Annotated in this window: 12 protein-coding genes and 1 pseudogene; 10 read left to right on the top strand and 3 right to left on the bottom strand. The window is 58.9% G+C overall.

Annotation, left to right across the window (positions count from 1 at the left end; translation table 11 throughout):
- Positions 1-203 precede the first annotated feature (203 nt).
- Entirely contained in the window at positions 204-1,124 is a 921-nt protein-coding gene (gene argF / locus EC915_RS07045) for an ornithine carbamoyltransferase (protein ID WP_133749812.1), read from the top strand.
- Positions 1,121-2,182 (top strand): ABC transporter ATP-binding protein, encoded by a 1,062-nt coding sequence (locus EC915_RS07040; protein ID WP_166650939.1) that lies wholly within the window; start codon positions 1,121-1,123, stop codon positions 2,180-2,182. Before argF ends, EC915_RS07040 begins: the two co-directional genes overlap by 4 nt.
- 56 nt (positions 2,183-2,238) lie before the next feature.
- On the opposite strand, the pseudogene EC915_RS07035 reads toward EC915_RS07040, so the two are convergent.
- Positions 2,239-2,758 (bottom strand): annotated as a pseudogene (locus tag EC915_RS07035) (PhzF family phenazine biosynthesis protein).
- 95 nt (positions 2,759-2,853) lie between these two features.
- Positions 2,854-3,324 (bottom strand): Cys-tRNA(Pro) deacylase, encoded by a 471-nt coding sequence (gene ybaK, locus EC915_RS07030; RefSeq protein WP_133749810.1) that lies wholly within the window; start codon positions 3,322-3,324, stop codon positions 2,854-2,856.
- Positions 3,325-3,596: 272 nt separating this feature from the next.
- Between ybaK and glpK the strand changes: the two genes are divergently transcribed.
- From glpK to glpD, 3 genes are all read left to right on the top strand, one after another.
- Complete coding sequence (glpK, locus tag EC915_RS07025) at positions 3,597-5,117, top strand: glycerol kinase GlpK (RefSeq protein ID WP_133749809.1); 1,521 nt, start codon at positions 3,597-3,599, stop codon at positions 5,115-5,117.
- A 179-nt stretch (positions 5,118-5,296) separates the two neighbouring features.
- Entirely contained in the window at positions 5,297-6,052 is a 756-nt protein-coding gene (locus tag EC915_RS07020) for a DeoR/GlpR family transcriptional regulator (RefSeq protein ID WP_133749808.1), read from the top strand.
- Positions 6,053-6,347: 295 nt separating this feature from the next.
- A complete protein-coding gene (gene glpD, locus EC915_RS07015) occupies positions 6,348-7,886 on the top strand; it encodes a glycerol-3-phosphate dehydrogenase (RefSeq protein ID WP_133749807.1) in 1,539 nt (512 codons plus the stop codon).
- A gap of 65 nt (positions 7,887-7,951) precedes the next feature.
- Here the strand turns inward: glpD and EC915_RS07010 are convergent, their stop codons facing one another.
- A complete protein-coding gene (locus tag EC915_RS07010) occupies positions 7,952-12,313 on the bottom strand; it encodes an NEL-type E3 ubiquitin ligase domain-containing protein (RefSeq protein WP_166650938.1) in 4,362 nt (1,453 codons plus the stop codon).
- 347 nt (positions 12,314-12,660) lie between these two features.
- Here EC915_RS07010 and EC915_RS07005 point away from each other — a divergent pair, with 347 nt between their 5' ends.
- The 5 genes from EC915_RS07005 (at position 12,661) to EC915_RS06985 (ending at position 17,908) form a co-directional block, all read left to right on the top strand.
- On the top strand, positions 12,661-13,590 hold the full coding sequence (locus EC915_RS07005) for a glutamate/aspartate ABC transporter substrate-binding protein (protein ID WP_133749805.1): 930 nt from the start codon (positions 12,661-12,663) through the stop codon (positions 13,588-13,590).
- A gap of 191 nt (positions 13,591-13,781) precedes the next feature.
- Complete coding sequence (locus EC915_RS07000; protein ID WP_133749804.1) at positions 13,782-14,528, top strand: amino acid ABC transporter permease; 747 nt, start codon at positions 13,782-13,784, stop codon at positions 14,526-14,528.
- Positions 14,525-15,193, top strand: coding sequence for an amino acid ABC transporter permease (locus tag EC915_RS06995; protein WP_177413360.1), 669 nt, complete (start codon positions 14,525-14,527; stop codon positions 15,191-15,193). The genes EC915_RS07000 and EC915_RS06995 overlap by 4 nt, the downstream gene beginning before the upstream one ends.
- Complete coding sequence (locus EC915_RS06990; protein WP_133749802.1) at positions 15,190-15,924, top strand: amino acid ABC transporter ATP-binding protein; 735 nt, start codon at positions 15,190-15,192, stop codon at positions 15,922-15,924. The genes EC915_RS06995 and EC915_RS06990 overlap by 4 nt, the downstream gene beginning before the upstream one ends.
- Before the next feature lie 91 nt (positions 15,925-16,015).
- Positions 16,016-17,908: an ATP-binding protein gene (locus EC915_RS06985; RefSeq protein WP_133749801.1), complete on the top strand. Its 1,893-nt coding sequence runs from the start codon at positions 16,016-16,018 to the stop codon at positions 17,906-17,908.
- Positions 17,909-18,019: the final 111 nt, after the last annotated feature.

Raw genomic sequence — 18,019 nt, 5'->3', positions numbered from 1 at the left:
TCAAACGCGTCGCTTTAAAGTAACCGGATGTCTGATGAATATTTTCAGAGACGCCAGGCCTTGGCATGAAGCGACATTTTCTTATACCCTCGCGCCTTCCCTATTCGTCGCCCCCGTGCGGCTTTTGCCGCAGGTCTCGCCCGTTTTTCCGATAAAACCCGGCTTTGAGGATCTGCGGTCTGTTGCAGACAAGGTAGTTAATGATGAGCGCAAGGCACTTTCTCTCGATGATGGACTACACGCCGCATGAACTGGGCCACGTGATCCAACGAGGCATTGAGCTGAAGGACCTGCGAAATCGCGGCGTGCTGTTCGAGCCCCTGCGGGGCCGTGTGCTGGCCATGATCTTCGAGAAATCTTCGACTCGCACGCGGGTTTCATTTGAAGCCGGCATGATTCAGCTCGGTGGTCAGGCCATCTTTCTCTCGCCCCGGGACACTCAACTGGGCCGTGGCGAGCCGATTGCCGATGGCGCGCGAGTCATGTCGCGGATGGTCGATGCGGTCATGATCCGCACCTTCGCTCACGGTAATCTCACCGAGTTTGCCGCCAACTCCCTGGTGCCGGTGATCAATGGCCTGTCCGACGATCTGCACCCGTGCCAGTTGCTGGCAGACATGCAGACCTTCCTTGAGCATCGTGGCTCGATCAAAGGCAAGACCGTGGCCTGGATCGGCGACGGCAACAACATGTGCAACAGCTATATAGAAGCTGCGATCCAGTTCGACTTCCACCTGCGCGTCGCCTGCCCGGAAGGCTACGAACCCAATCCGCATTTCCTGGCCCTGGCTGGCGATCGGGTCACGCTCACCCGCGACCCGCAGGAGGCGGCCAAGGGTGCGAACCTGATCAGTACTGACGTCTGGACTTCCATGGGTCAGGAGGATGAAACGGCCAGGCGCATCGCGTTGTTCAAGCCGTTCCAGGTCAACCGCGCACTGCTCGATCAGGCCTCCGAAGACGTGCTGTTCATGCATTGCCTGCCAGCGCACCGTGGCGAAGAAATCAGCGACGACCTGCTTGACGACGCGCGTTCGGTTGCCTGGGATCAGGCCGAAAACCGCCTGCACGCGCAGAAGGCATTGCTGGAATTCCTCGTCGCACCCGCCTTGCAACCGGCATGAGTGAGCCGATGTTGCTGAAACTGCACAACCTGGCGTGCGGTTATCAGGATCAACGGGTGGTGCAGAATCTGGACCTGCACCTCAACGCTGGTGACATCGGCTGTCTGCTCGGTTCTTCAGGCTGCGGCAAAACCACGACGCTGCGGGCCATTGCCGGTTTCGAAGGGGTGCATGAAGGCGAGATATCACTGGCGGGCGAGGTGATTTCCCGACGTGGCTTCACGCTTGCGCCCGAGAAACGCCGGATCGGCATGGTGTTTCAGGATTACGCGCTGTTCCCGCACCTGACAGTGGCCGACAACATCGCGTTCGGCATCCGTAATCACCCGCGCCTTTCGCAAGTGCTCCAGGAGATGCTCGAACTGGTTAATCTCAGTGCGCTGGGCCAGCGTCATCCCCACGAACTTTCAGGCGGCCAGCAACAGCGCGTAGCCTTGGCGCGCGCTCTGGCACCTGAGCCGCAATTGCTGCTACTCGACGAACCCTTTTCCAACCTCGATGGAGAATTGCGTCGACGCCTGAGCCATGAAGTGCGCGACATCCTCAAAGCGCGCGGCACCAGCGCCGTTCTGGTAACCCACGATCAGGAAGAGGCCTTCGCGGTCAGCGATCAGGTGGGCGTATTCAAGAAGGGTCGCCTGGAACAGTGGGATACGCCTTATAACCTGTATAATCGCCCTGCCACGCCTTATGTCGCCAGCTTTGTGGGTCAGGGCTGTTTCATCCCCGGGCAGTTGATTGATGGCGAATCTGTGCAGACCGAACTCGGCGCACTGCAGGTCAGTCTTTCAGCCACCGCTGCTGCGGGAACAGCGATGGATGTGCTCCTGCGGCCTGATGACATCGTTTATACGCCGCAGAGCCCGCTGCAAGTCAAGGTCATGAGCAAGATCTTTCAGGGCGCCGCGACGCTATACCGCCTGCAACTACCGAGTGGTACACAGCTGGAGAGTTTGTTTCCCAGCCACGCTCGGATACATGTCAGGGACACGATAGGGATCAGCGTCCAGGCCGGTCGGCAGATAGCCTTTGCTACGCAAGTCGATGCAGCAAACTGACCGACGTCGATCGAATCGAAAGCCAGCAGTGCGGGACCATGGGGCGAACAGAAATATCAGGCTTCGCCCAGCCTCAGCACGCCGCTGGCCACCAGCTTTGCATACCCGCCGATCTTCACTCGATTCCCTTCCAACCGACAGAACAGGTCACCGCCGCGAGCCGAACTCTGGTGTGCGGTGAGGCTGAACTTGTTCAAACGCGCAGATCGGTAGGGAATCAGGCAGCAGTGGGTTGAGCCCGTCACCGGATCTTCGGGGACGCCGATTCCCGGGGCAAAATAGCGAGAGACGAAATCGTAGCGTTCACCGTCACCTCTGGCAGTCACGATCACAACGGAGCAGGGCAGCCGGGCAATGGCCGCGAGATCGAGCGTGTATTTGCGAACCGCTTGCTCGGACGCCAGTACCACAAGCAGCTCGGCCAAACCGAGCACGTCAACCACTTGGGCATATTGTGTCGGCCGCGATTGCTGCATCAGCTCATCCGACAGCCAGGCATCAAGCCGATAGGCCGTCGCTGGATTGCCTGAGAAGGGGCAATCACTAAGCGTCGACTTGATGAAATTCAAGCTGCATAAACAGGCCCCTGACTGGTTATTACCGGCAGCGCGTCACTTCGCCATTGGCGAACAGGCTCAGTACACCAACGGCATCTCTAGCAAACTCTCATATCATTCACGGCCAATCTGCGCGAAAGCCCCTTGGGTATGCTGTGCAAGGACCGCAGGCGACAGCTCAACCTCAAGCCCGCGTCGACCCGCACTGACAAAGATCGTCGCGAACGGTTGAGCGGACTCGTCAATGAAAGTTCGCAGTCTCTTCTTCTGGCCCAGCGGGCTGATGCCCCCCAGCAAATAGCCGGTGGCGCGTTGCGCAGCGGCCGGATCAGCCATTTCCGCTTTCTTCGCTCCTGCTGCATGAGCCAGCGCCTTGAGGTCCAGCGAGCCCGCCACCGGCACCACAGCCACCAGTAATTCACCCTTCTCCGTGCTCGCCAACAGGGTCTTGAACACCTGGGCAGGATGCAGATTGAGCTTTTCAACGGCTTCCAGGCCATAGGAAGCGGCTTTGGGGTCATGCTCGTAAGTGTGTATACGGTGTTCGGCGTGAACCTTTTTCAGTAAATCCAATGCGGGGGTCATGCAACACTCCAGACAATCAGGTTGTTTCTCTGGCTTACTTTAGGCCATTTGCCCTCCAAACACCCCGTGTCCGGCAACCTGCAAGCTAAAATCTTCCGATCAGCGCGCATGGAGATGTGGTTCACTTGGGCCTTTGACAATGTTCGTTTACGTCTATATTTTTTCGAATACGAATATCAGGCCCTTAAGCAACTATCCTCCACGCGCCCGACGCCCTTTCGCACGTAGACTGACGGCAGTTCCGGCTACCCGCTCCTCACCAGGCAATCGACATGACCGACAACGACAACAAGAACTACATCATCGCTCTTGACCAGGGTACGACCAGTTCCCGCGCGATCATTTTCGACCGCGATGCCAATGTGGTGAGTACTGCCCAGAGCGAGTTCGTTCAGCATTACCCTCAGCCCGGGTGGGTCGAACATGACCCGATGGAAATCTTCGCCACGCAGACCGCCTGCATGACCAAGGTTCTGGCCCAGGCCAACCTGCATCACAACCAGATCGCCGCGATCGGCATTACCAACCAGCGCGAGACAACGGTGGTCTGGGAAAAAGACAGCGGTCGGCCGATCTACAACGCTGTGGTCTGGCAATGCCGTCGCAGTACCGAGATCTGTCAGCAACTCAAACGCGACGGGCTTGAGGACTACATCAAGGAAACCACCGGTCTGGTGATCGACCCTTACTTTTCCGGCAGCAAGCTGAAGTGGATTCTCGATCACGTCGAAGGCAGCCGCGACCGAGCCCGGCGTGGCGAACTGCTTTTTGGCACCGTAGATAGCTGGCTGATCTGGAAATTTACCGGCGGCAAGGTTCACGTCACCGATTACACCAATGCGTCGCGCACCATGATGTTCAACATCCACACCCTCAAATGGGACCAGCGGATGCTCGATGTGCTGGATGTACCGCGGGAAATGCTGCCGCAAGTGAAGTCATCCTCCGAGGTCTACGGCCACAGCAAGAGCGGCATCGCCATCGCCGGTATTGCGGGCGATCAGCAATCGGCGCTGTTCGGGCAGATGTGCGTGGAACCTGGCCAGGCCAAGAACACCTACGGCACTGGCTGTTTCCTGCTGATGAACACCGGCAAGAACGCAGTGAAGTCCAGTCATGGCTTGCTGACCACTATTGGCTGCGGCCCTCGGGGCGAAGTGGCGTATGCGCTGGAAGGCGCAGTGTTCAACGGAGGATCGACCGTGCAGTGGCTGCGTGATGAGCTGAAAATCGTCAATGACTCCATGGACACCGAATACTTTGCCACCAAGGTCAAGAACAGCAACGGGGTGTATCTGGTCCCGGCGTTCACTGGTCTTGGCGCGCCCTATTGGGACCCGTACGCGCGCGGCGCGCTGTTCGGTCTGACCCGTGGCGTGAAAGTCGATCACATCATCCGCGCCGCACTGGAGTCGATCGCCTACCAGACCCGTGACGTACTCGACGCAATGCAACAGGACGCAGCCGAACCCCTCAAGGCGTTGCGCGTGGACGGCGGCGCGGTGGCAAATAATTTCCTGATGCAGTTCCAGGCAGACATTTTGGGCACCCAGGTCGAGCGCCCGAAAATGCGCGAGACTACAGCGCTGGGCGCGGCCTATCTGGCGGGCCTGGCGATAGGTTTCTGGAGCGGGCTGGATGAGCTCAAGGACAAAGCCGTGATCGAGCGCAAATTCGAACCACAGTGCGATGAGGTCGAGAAAGAAAAGCTGTACGCCGGCTGGCGCAAGGCAGTTGAGCGTACGCGGGACTGGGAGCCGCACGAAAACGTGGAGGAAGGTTTGTCGGCATAACACAGTCCGGCGTGCCAACGGCAGCGGTGCGTCAGTTGATGAATAGCTGACTGACACACCACCACCGCTGGAAAGCCGTGCTGTTTGCTGGACTACGTATCAGACAGGAGATTCTTTTTCCGGCTGACAGGTAATGGCTGCCTGCGGCATCATGGGTGCCATTGCCCGAAGGAAGAAAAATGAATCTGCCACCCCGTCAACAGCAGATCCTCGAGCTGGTCCGTGATCGCGGCTATGTCAGCATCGAGGAAATGGCCCAATCGTTCGTCGTCACCCCGCAAACCATTCGGCGCGATATCAATCAACTGGCGGAAATGAACCTGCTGCGCCGCTACCATGGGGGTGCCGCCTACGATTCCAGCATCGAGAACACCGCGTACGCCATGCGTGCCGATCAGATGCGCGATGAGAAACAACGCATTGCCGAAGCGATTGCCGCCCAGATACCGGATCACGCCTCGCTGTTCATTAATATCGGCACCACCACCGAATCCATCGCCCGCGCCCTGCTCAATCACAATCACCTGAAAATTATCACCAATAACCTGCACGTGGCCTCGATCCTCAGCGGCAAGGATGACTTCGAAGTCCTGCTGGCCGGTGGCAACGTACGCCGCGACGGCGGCGTTGTGGGTCAGGCGAGCGTGGATTTCATCACCCAGTTCAAGGTCGACTTCGCGCTGGTGGGGATCAGCGGCATCGACGAGGACGGTAGCCTGTTGGATTTCGATTACCAGGAAGTGCGCGTATCCCAAGCGATCATCGCCAATGCACGTCAGGTCATTCTGGCCGCAGACTCCAGCAAGTTCGGTCGCAACGCCATGGTGCGCCTGGGTCCGATCACCCTGATTGACTGCCTGGTCACCGATCAGCCGCCCGTCCCCGCATTGGCGCAACTGCTGACGCAAAACAAGATTCGCCTGGAAGTGGTTTAGGCGCTGGCGTCTCAGACGCTCCAAACGGTAGGCGCGACTATATTCGCCTTCACAGGCGTCCTGCGCCCGAGCTGAATCGTGAGCCATTCATCTGCGCTGCGATCCAGCATCGCCCGCCCCTCTTGATGTTCGTTTTTGTTCGTTGACCGCTTCCCAATCAGTATTTTCAATCAATACCGAGTGGTGAGGAATGCGTTATTGCGTTACTATTTTCGGAAATGAACATAAATGTTCGAATTCGCCTTTAGTATTTGCAGCACTCCGGGTGTGTTCAGATACCAGACAGGAGTTCCCGATGGCCCATTGCGCCTTGCCAACCCCCGCCCTCTCCGAGGTTTACGACATTGCCGTGATCGGCGGTGGCATCAATGGCGTCGGTATCGCAGCGGATGCCTCGGGGCGCGGCCTTTCGGTGTTCCTTTGCGAAAAGGACGACCTGGCCAGCCACACCTCTTCAGCCAGCAGCAAGCTGATTCACGGCGGCCTGCGTTATCTGGAGCATTACGAGTTTCGTCTGGTGCGCGAAGCGCTCGCCGAGCGTGAAGTGTTGCTGGAAAAGGCACCGCATATCGTCAAACCCATGCGCTTCGTGTTGCCGCATCGTCCGCACCTGCGTCCGGCGTGGATGATCCGCGCCGGCCTGTTTCTGTATGACCACCTGGGTAAACGCGAAAAACTCCCGGCCTCGAAAAGCCTGCGCTTCGACCGCAACAGCCCTCTGAAGCCGAACATTACCCGCGGGTTCGAATATTCCGACTGCTGGGTCGATGATGCGCGTCTGGTGGTGCTAAACGCGATGGCGGCACGTGAGAATGGTGCCCACATCCATACCGGGACGCGCTGTGTGAGCGCGAGTCGAAATGCCGGGCAATGGCACCTGGACATGGAACGTGCAGACGGCAGCCTGTTCTCGATTCGCGCCAAGGCGCTGGTGAACGCGGCTGGTCCATGGGTAGCCAAATTCATTCGCGAAGATCTGAAGCTGGAGTCACAATACGGGATTCGCCTGATTCAAGGCAGCCATCTGATCGTGCCAAAACTCTATGAGGGCGAGAACGCGTTCATTCTGCAAAACGAAGATCAGCGCATCGTGTTCGCTATTCCGTATCTGGAACGCTTCACTATCATCGGCACCACCGACCGCGAATACACGGGCGATCCGTCGAAGGTGGCGATTACCGAAGGCGAAACCGATTACCTGCTGAAGATCGTTAATGAGCACTTCAACAAGCAACTCAGCCGGGCCGACATCCTTCGCACTTACTCAGGCGTGCGTCCGCTGTGCAATGACGAGTCGGATAACCCGTCAGCGATCACCCGCGACTACACCCTGTCGCTGTCGGGCGACGCAGGTGAGGCGCCGATCCTTTCGGTGTTCGGCGGCAAGCTGACCACCTACCGCAAGCTCGCGGAATCGGCCATGCAGCAACTGGCGCCGTTTTTCACGCAAATGAAACCGGGCTGGACCGTCAAGGCCAGCCTTCCAGGCGGTGAGAACATGACCACACCTGCGGCACTGGCTGTCGAGTTGCAACAGCGTTGCCCTTGGCTACCGGCCGAGACGGCCAAGCGCTGGGCGATCACGTACGGTTCTCGTAGCTGGCGCATCGTCGAGGGCGCGCAAGGTCTGACGGACCTGGGTGAACATCTGGGCGGCGGACTGTACAGCGGTGAAGTGGATTACCTGTGCGACGAGGAATGGGCAAACACGGTCGAAGATATCCTTTGGCGGCGGACCAAATTGGGCCTGTCGCTGGCCGGATTCGAACAACAGGCGCTCAAGGAATACCTGCAGCAAGCCCAATTGCGGCGCTCGCGCGTGCAAGCCGCCTGACACAATAAACCGCCCAATATCCGCAGATCAGCGGTTCTTTCGGGCGGCCTCAAACGTCGCCTTTGTCAAATCTGCGAGCGTGCGTAAGCCTCTTGAGTCAGTGTCAGAAACAGCGCCCGCTCTGCAGCGTTCATTTCCTGCATCAGCCTGTTGCTCTGCTCCACATAGGCCTGTTCTCCGGATTGCGGTGATGCTTCCTCGGCCAGTGCAAGGCGGGTGTGGAAAGGCTCCGCCATGGCTTCGAAGCGTTCCAGATAGCGGTTATGAAGGTACTCCTGCCAGAAGTCCCGTTCAGCCAGCGACGCGCAGACGCTTTCCCGGGTCTCGGCCCGGAACACGGCTAGCCGGGCATTGTTGATGTCATCTGCCGAGACCCCGCTGAACATTTCATAGTGCAAGCTGTTGGGTTGTGCGGGCAGCCCGAGTGGTCCTGCCAAGCGGACCCTGTAAGTCAGGTAGACCTCGATGTCATCGATGTTGAGCCTGTTCTGGCGACGCATCAGCTCTAAGTGCCGGGATGCGGCGCGATCCACTTCATCAAGGCGAAACAACGAGCGACCGACGCGCATCAAATATTCCTCTTGCTCGGCGATCGGCAGCCCGGCTGTCACGGTGTTTACATAGAGGCGGGTTTCGAGGTGGCTGAGCGTCAGCAGGAGGCGGTCCTGGCAGGTCCGCGGGCCGGAAACCTGGGTAAACAACAGGCTGCACAGCTCTTCGTTCTGAGCGCAGGCCTCCATGATCCTCCAGATGCGAGCCCGGTAATACACAGGGTGAGCATGGAAATCCGAGGTATCGGCGAAGTCGGCAAGGAAACGAAAGAAGTCGTCCGAATTAGCCACATCCCGCAACATCGACCAGTAAGCCTGACGTGCCGTACGCACCTCGCCCACAGAGTCGACCAGCCACTGTTCGCGGGTGACTTCATCGACTGATCGATGGCGGAATAAGGCCACGCTGCCGGAAGCGGTAGCTTCCGACGCCTGCTCCCTGCTTGCAGTGTCCGTTTCAGTCAGCGGATTGTCATGCACCACCATCCCCTGAAGACGGATTCGCAAACTGTGTACGTCCTGACGCAGATGACGCAGTCGATTGTTGCGCAAATCGGTCATCCCTCCCCAAGGCAGGTTCTGCGCCCCCACGGGTAACTGGGTCAAGCCTGTGAACCGCAACGAGACTTCACGCAAGCACATCAGGCTTTGCAGTTCTGGCGCCTGCCCCAAAGGATTGTGGCTGAGGTCAAGGCGCCGCAGACGCGTCAAGGCTGCCAGTCGACGGTTGCTCTCAGCATCCATGGCGATCTGATTGTTGGTCAGACGCAGCTGCTGGAGTTGTGCAAGATGCTCGATGCCTGAGGGAATTGATCTAAGCCGATTATCGCGAAGGTCCAGTTCGACCAGGTTCCTGAAGCGCTGGAGAAAGTCGGGGTGAAGTTCTGTCAGCGACATATTACGAAGCCTCAAGTGGGTGACATGGGGAAACTCCATACCTGCCGGGAGCACGGGAAGGTCGCCCACCCGCTCGCCATTGATGCTCAGCGCGAATCCGCCGTTCAAGTGTTCTGGTATTTCGCGGCGCCAGCAACGGCGCAGGGCATGGGCAACCCTCTGCCGCCTCATTCGATCAAACACGCCGGTATGCTGTTCCCGCCACTGCTGCAAGACCTCGCGCAGCCCGTCCAGCTGCTCATGAAGCTGATGAGCATGCGCCCATAAATCCACGTGGCGCGCCGAAACTTCGAGCAGGTAATTCTCCAGGCCAATATCGCTCATGGCCGGGAACACCTCCCGGATGCTTCGTCTGATCGCCTGTCGACTGCTCTCGGCACGGCCGCTGAGCGGATAGCCAAGACGTCCGTCACCCCACCGAACCGGCGGCCGCACCCCTATGCCCACCGGCGTCTGGCCGATCAAGCGCGACGCCAACTCGCGTTGACTGCCAGCTTTGTGCGCCAGCACATCGATAAGTCCGGCTTCGTCCAGCTCAGCGCTGCCCAGCAAGCGTTTTTGCCTGTCGTCCAGACACAGAAGCAATGAGGACATCAGGCTGTCGGCGCCTGACGAAACGGGTTGCGCATGCCCCGGTGCAAGCATCGTGCGATAACCACGCGCACGTTTATAAATGTACAAAACCTGCGAAGCCTCCAAGGATCCCGTCTGCGCTTTCAATGCGCCACCGGGCGAACCATCGCGCAGTTCCACCCGCACCGTCGCCGGCCAAGGCGCCAGGTTTTCAATAAGGCCCAACGCAAGCTTTTCGGTATCAGCAGTAACCGCGGACGCCTGCCGCAGGCCGGCACAAGCCCGATCCAGCCGGCTGTCGCGTGACAACCATCGTGCCTGCTCAGCCAATGCCAGCGGCACGCGCTGGTTTGCCAACATCTGCTCAACCTGCTCACCACTGGCCCGCTCGACGATTTCCTGCGCGCCGCGTGCCGTCAGGCTCGTGAAATCGCGCCTCAATAGCCGTTGCGCCTCGTCAGGGACGACCTGGCGTGACGCGAAAACTTCCTCGAAGGCTTCATCGCGCAATGCAGGGAATTGCTCATGCAGTTCGTAACGTTGCGCAGCATCCAGCAATCGTGCAGGCGGTGGCGCATTCTCGACATGCAGACGGCGCAGGCGCGCTACGGTGAAGCCGGTGCTTTGTAGCACTGCGCGGGCGCCCTCATCGGACAATGCGCAAAAGCGTCGCCCCAGCCGCCGAAGCGTATGCCCCTCGCCGCTCCAGTAATGCGGCTGTTCCATTGCATGACGCCAGCCACCGGCGCCGTTATGTTCGAGCAGCGGTTCATGGGCGCCGCCACGTTGCGGGTGGACGATCCGTGTCGTGCCTTTGAGCCCGTCCGTTCTGATCTGATACGTGGCATCGTGCAAGCGCAAGTGAGTGCGCTCCTCGACCCTGCCCTGTTGTCCCACTGCCAGCCCTGTGTCTTGCACCTCATAGGCACCAAGGTCATCGGCACAGAGCTTGAACCGCCCAGCCTCCGTGCATATCGGATACAGACCATCGACGAATCGCGAACGCTCCAGTACGCGACCGACCACAGCACCGCCCGCAGAGAAGGCAGCGGTTGCAACAATGTTTTCGGCGACGCTAAACAGATGGCTCAGCGCTGCCTGACGGTCACCCAATTGCCAGTCCTGATAGCCTTCATACACCTCCTCTGCAATCTGCGCAGCCGCCACGCCAAGCATGGCCAAGCCCAGCCCGGGAACAACAAACCCCGCAAGATTGAGCAGGCTCAGACCGGCATCCAGGTACGCCTGCTGCCGTTCGACTTGCGTCTGGCGGTTTTCATCGTCGGTCGGTACAGCCAGCATCCTGGCATCCTCGAAGATCGTGTCGATGCGCTGTTTACCCAGGTATTGGAACAAAGGCTGTTCGATGGCGCGATGACGGCCATCCAGTTGCAATGCGGTCGATGGAGGGGTCATGGCGACCAGTTGGTTCAACGTCATTGCGAAGGCAGCACGATCGCGCTCGCCTATGAAGCGCATGAAGAATTCGCGGTACTGCGCCTTACACAGTCGCAAGCCCAGTGCCAGGTAAAACGCTGACCAGGAACCGTGCAGTTGCAGGGCGCCTATCGGGTCGTCGGGAATCCAGACGATCAGGCTTTCAATAGAGGCGTCGACCGGACTTGCTCGAACCTCAAAGGCGATGACACCAAAAATCGTCTTGCCCAGCAGCATGACCTGGCGGGGCCTCAGAACCGCCGGGTCGCTTGGCACAATCGGATCGCGGGCCGCGACCGGCAACAGGCGCCGATAAGTACGCTGGCTTATCTGCCCCTTCAATGCTGCCAGCCGAATCGTCACATCCAACTGCGCACGCGGCGCTTCTTCGAACAATGCTTGCACCGTCGCGCGCGCGGCATCATCGGGAGTGCCGTCGGCATGTTGCGGCCACAGCTGCGAGCCAAGGGCACGCTGATACTGCCCCCCCAGGTCAAGCTCACGACACAGCTGAGCAAACTGCTCGAACCCGACCTCCAGCGTCTGATTGGACGCCGTGCGTAGCGTTGAACGGACAAACGCATTTTGTTTCGTCTCATCTACGGTGAAGTTGAGCAGCGCCGCCGTGAGCAGGTTTTGCTCGGTGGTAAGGGTCCGATAGGGTGGGGAAAGGCTTGCCACTACTGCTGGTTGTGCAAGCCTGCGCACAGACTGAACAACGCTGCGGCGGGCGTCGACTTCCACGGCAAACCGGTCCTGCATGGCCTTTTCCAGCAGCGGGGTGGCGAAGGCCTCCAGCGTCGGGATGAGCTCGGTCAGCTGATGCAGGTGCTGCGCATTGGTTTCCTGTTGCTGCAATGCGCAATGCAGCGCTCGCAACTTGTCGACAGAAGTATTTCGCATCCAGGCAGGCACCTGCCTGGCGATAAGTGCATCGATGGAGTCCTTCGGAATAATGGAGGTCGTCATTCTGTTCACCGAATCTAAATATTCGGGGAGGTTCCACAAACGGCCGGACGCCGGTGCGGTATATAAATCAACCATCAAGCCCTTCACGCTGCGCGTTCGGAGTTCCGAACATCCCGCTCTCTCGCAGTCGGTATCCCGGACAATAAATCGCTCAAAGTCCCAAGTTTTTTAAAAAAAACCTGTAGAAACAGAAGGTTATCTATAGCCTCCTATCTGGCATGACTCATGCTCCACACTCATCACGATTGCTTCGATGTAGCGAGTCACCTTATTGGGCCGCCGTTGTAGCGTTCTGAAACGAAAGGGCCGACCGGCCCCATAAAAAAAACAAAGTCGAGGATTAATAGATGCGTATCGTTCCCCACATTCTGGGCGCAGCCATTGCTGCTGCCGCTTTGATCAGCACCCCAGTGTCCGCCGCCGAGCTGACTGGCACCCTGAAGAAAATCAACGATTCGGGCGACATCACCCTCGGTCACCGCGACTCTTCGATTCCGTTCTCCTACATCGCCGACGCTTCCGGCGTCCCGGTCGGCTACTCCCACGATATCCAGCTGGCTATCGTCGACGCGATCAAGAAAGACCTGAACAAGCCTGACTTGAACGTCAAGTACAACCTGGTGACCTCGCAAACCCGCATCCCGCTGATTCAGAACGGCACCGCAGACATCGAGTGTGGTTCCACCACGAATAATGCCGAACGTGCCCAGCAGGTCGATTTCACGGTCAATATCTTTGAAATCGGCACACGTCTGCTGGTCAAGAAAGACAAAGATGGCAAGCCGACTTACAACGATTTCGCTGACCTGAAAGGCAAGAACGTCGTGACCACCGCCGGCACGACTTCCGAGCGCATTATCAAGGCGATGAATGCCGACAAGCAGATGGGCATGAACGTTATCTCCGCCAAGGACCACGGCGAATCCTTCCAGATGCTTGAGAGCGGTCGTGCTGTCGCCTTCATGATGGACGACGCCCTGCTGGCGGGTGAAGAAGCCAAGGCCAAGAAGCCCGACGACTGGGTGATCACCGGCACTCCACAGTCCTTCGAAGCCTACGCGTGCATGGTTCGCAAAGAGGACCCGGCTTTCAAGAAAGCCGTGGATGACGCCATTGTCGGTCTGTACAAATCCGGCGAGATCAACAAGATCTACAGCAAGTGGTTTGAAAGCCCGATTCCACCTAAAAGCCTGAACCTCAACTTCCCGATGAGCGAAAAGGTTAAAGAGTTGATCGCCAATCCGAGCGACAAGCCGGCTGCGGACGTAAAAATCTGATTCCTGATTAACCTTACGTCCTGAGGGAGCCCTCTCCCTCAGGCGTCTGTTACTACCTGCTGGTTTGTTTGGAACACTCGACCTGCGGTTTTCAAGCTGATCGTGTGTGCCTGAGGTTTTCGACGTCAGGCGGAAAAGGATCTTCCCCAAGCGGGTGTCTGTACATTGATCGATCTCGAGGGGAGACCCTGATGAATTACAACTGGGACTGGAGCGTGTTCTTCAAGTCCACTGGCGTTGGCAGCGAGACCTATCTGGACTGGTACATTTCCGGTCTGGGCTGGACCATCGGCATCTCCATCGTCGCCTGGATCATCGCGTTAACCCTAGGCTCGGTGCTCGGGGTCATGCGTACGGTGCCCAACCGCATCGTGTCTACGATCGCCACGGTTTACGTGGAAATCTTCCGTAATGTGCCATTGCTGGTGCAGCTGTTCATCTGGTACTTCCTGGTACCGGACCTGCTGCCCGACAATCTGCAGCAGTGGTACAAGCAGGACCTTAACCCGACCACCTCGGCCTTTCTGAGCGTGGTCGTGTGCCTGGGTCTGTTCACTGCTGCACGCGTTTGCGAGCAGGTGCGAACCGGTATCGAGGCGTTGCCTCGCGGCCAGGAATCCGCCGCGCGCGCCATGGGTTTCAAACTGCCGCAGATCTACTGGAACGTGCTACTGCCGCAGGCTTACCGGATCATCATCCCGCCGCTCACCTCCGAATTCCTTAACGTGTTCAAGAACTCGTCGGTGGCGTCGTTGATTGGCCTGATGGAGTTGCTGGCGCAGACCAAACAGACCGCCGAGTTTTCCGCGAACCTGTTTGAAGCGTTCACCCTGGCGACCCTGATCTACTTCACGCTGAACATGAGCCTGATGCTGCTCATGCGCCTGATCGAGAAGAAAGTCGCAGTGCCGGGCCTGATTTCCGTGGGAGGTAAATAATGGACTTCTCTGGAGTCATTCCGGCCATTCCGGGCCTGTGGAACGGCATGGTCATGACCTTGCAACTGATGGTCATGGGCGTGGTAGGCGGCATTACCCTTGGTACGCTTCTGGCCCTGATGCGCCTGTCGTCGAGCAAGTGGATGTCACGCATCGCCGGCGCCTACGTCAACTACTTCCGCTCGATTCCGCTGCTGTTGGTCATCACCTGGTTCTACCTGGCAGTGCCGTTCGTACTGCGCTGGATCACAGGGCAAGACACTCCGATCGGAGCGTTCACGTCGTGCGTCGTGGCATTCATGATGTTCGAAGCGGCGTACTTCTGCGAAATCGTGCGGGCCGGTGTGCAATCGATCTCACGTGGCCAGATGGGTGCTGCGCAAGCGCTGGGCATGACCTACGGGCAGCTGATGCGCTTGATCATCCTGCCGCAGGCATTCCGCAAAATGACCCCGCTGCTGCTGCAGCAGAGCATCATCCTGTTCCAGGACACCTCGCTGGTGTACACGGTGGGTCTGGTCGACTTCCTCAACTCGGCCCGCTCCAGCGGCGACATCATTGGCCGCTCCAATGAATTCCTGATCGTCGCGGGTCTGGTGTACTTCACGATCAGCTTCGCAGCCTCGCGTCTGGTCATGCTCATGCAAAAAAGGTTAGCCGTATGATTTCCATCAAAAATATCAACAAGTGGTATGGGGACTTCCAGGTGCTGACCGATTGCAGCACCGAGGTCAAGAAAGGTGAAGTGATCGTGGTGTGCGGGCCGTCCGGCTCCGGCAAGTCGACCTTGATCAAATGCGTCAATGCGCTGGAACCGTTCCAGAAAGGCGACATCGTGGTCGATGGCACCTCGATCGGCGACTCGAAAACCAACCTGCCGAAACTGCGCTCACGCGTCGGTATGGTGTTCCAGCATTTCGAGCTGTTTCCGCACCTGACCATCACCGAAAACCTGACCATCGCGCAGATCAAGGTACTGGGCCGCAGCAAGGAAGAAGCCACTAAAAAAGGCTTGCAGCTGCTTGAGCGCGTCGGGCTTTCGGCCCATGCGCACAAGCACCCCGGTCAACTGTCCGGTGGTCAGCAGCAGCGTGTGGCCATTGCCCGCGCGCTGGCCATGGACCCGGTCGTCATGCTGTTCGATGAGCCGACTTCTGCCCTGGACCCGGAGATGGTCAACGAAGTACTCGATGTGATGGTGCAACTGGCCAACGAAGGCATGACCATGATGTGCGTGACCCACGAGATGGGCTTTGCCCGGAAAGTGGCTGACCGGGTGATCTTCATGGACAAGGGCCAGATCATCGAGGACTGCGTCAAGGAAGAGTTCTTCGGCGATGTCAGCGCGCGTTCCGAACGCGCTCAGCACTTCCTGAACAAGATCCTTCAGCACTGATTGATTCAAAGCCCCACAGGGCTAAACACCCGCCGGCCGCCTGTGTTCACCATCAATGACACAGCCGGCTGGTCGGTCCAGGACGACTGTGATGAAATGCGATCCACCTCTTAGCGCGCCGCCATCACTTGCCGTGAAACCCCGCCTGATCCGCCATCTGTTCCTGCCACCGCTGGTCATTGTGCTGATGATCGCGCTGGGCTACGTCACCTATCTGTACAGCGAAACCAACGGCATAAAGGCCCTCGGCGAAAACGGCGAACGGCAGCTGGAGCTACATGCCCGTACCGTCGAAAGCGAAATCAACAAGTACAACTACTTGCCCAGCGTACTGGAGCTCGAATCCAACGTCTCCGAGCTGCTCAATGACCCGTCGCCTGAACTGCGAGGCAAGGTCAACGACTACCTCGAAGGCCTTAATCGCCGTAGCCGCAGTCGCGCGATCTACGTGCTCGACACCACAGGTCGCGTGCTGGCGACCAGCAACTGGCGTGACGCCGACAGTTATCTGGGTGAAGACCTGTCCTTCCGCGCGTATTACCAGAATGCGGTCCGCGGCCTGCCCGGTCGCTTCTACGGCATCGGCAGCACCAACGGCGAACCGGGTTACTACCTGGCTCACGGGCTTGAGGAGAAAGGCAAGATCATTGGCGTCGCGGTGATCAAGGTCCGGCTCGAAGCCCTGGAAGAGCGTTGGCAACGGGCGCGTCTGGAGGCCTTCGTCAGCGACGAAAACGGCATCATCATTCTGTCCAGCGACCCGGCCCGACGCTTGAAATCGGTTCGGCCGCTGACCCCGCAAATCAAGGAACGTCTGGCACGCAGCCTGCAATATTACTGGTGGCCACTCAATGAACTGGTGCCACTGGAGCGTGAGTCGATTGGCGAGGGCATCGAGAAGCTGACCTTTCCCGCTAACAGCAGCGTTGACCACGAGCACACCGTGGTCAGCTACCTCGCCCAGACCCGCGACCTGGCCGACACACCCTGGCACCTGACCCTGCTGACGCCGTTGGAAGATCTGCGCCGCGAAGCCGCCAACCAGGGCATGCTGGTTGCCGTGGCCTGTGCTTTGGCGATGTTTCTGCTGATCGCCTGGAACGAGCGACGCAAAGTGATTTCGACCCGTCTGGCTGCTCGCGAGGCGCTGGAAGAAGCCAACAACGAACTTGAGCGTCGGATTACCGAACGCACCGCCGACCTGCGTGCCAGCAACGAGCGCCTCAAGGGACAGATTCGCGACCGACGACAGGCTGAGGAGACATTGCGCCAGGCCCAGGACGAACTGGTTCAGGCCGGAAAGCTGGCGGCCATCGGACAGATGTCGACCAGTATTGCCCATGAACTCAACCAGCCTCTGGCGGCATTGCGCACGCTTTCGGGCAATACGGTGCGCTTCATCGAGCGCGGCGCGCTGGACACCGCGAGCGCCAACCTGCGAACCATCAATGATCTGGTCGACCGCATGGGGCGCATCACCGCCAGCCTGCGCGCCTTTGCCCGACGCGGCGAAGACAAAGGCCAGGCCTCGCTGACCAAGGCCGTGGACGCGGCGTTGCAATTGCTGGGCGGGCGTATCGAGAGCAGCGCGCTGGACTTTCATCAGGCGTTCGATGAGGTCGAGCTGGCAATCGATCAGACGCGCCTGGAGCAGATTCTGGTCAACCTGATCGGCAACGCTCTGGACGCCATGCAGGCTCAACCGCTGCCGGTGCTCTGGCTGCAAGGCGATGTGGTGGAAGGCCGCTACCGGCTGCGCGTGCGTGACAATGGTCACGGCATCGACGCTGAAGCACGCAAGCATCTGTTCGAACCCTTTTTCACCACCAAACCCGGCGAACAGGGCCTGGGGCTGGGCTTGACCTTGTCTGCCAGTCTGGCCGCAGCGGCCGGTGGCAGCCTCAACGCAGAAGACCCGGCCGAGGGCGGCACGATGTTCGTGTTGATCCTGCCCTTGGTCAAAGTTGCTGGAACCGGCCCATGATGTTCGCGGGCAGATTCCAATTCTGTGTAAGCGAGCTTGCTCGCGAGGGCGCTCGTCCGTACACAGGTCTATTGCGCCTGAGACCAGGTTTTTGCGAGCAAGCTCGCCCCC

It is taken from the genome of Pseudomonas sp. LP_7_YM (assembly GCF_004364435.1).
In the GTDB taxonomy this organism is placed as follows: domain Bacteria; phylum Pseudomonadota; class Gammaproteobacteria; order Pseudomonadales; family Pseudomonadaceae; genus Aquipseudomonas.
This window is presented reverse-complemented; position numbering and strand designations above follow the sequence as displayed.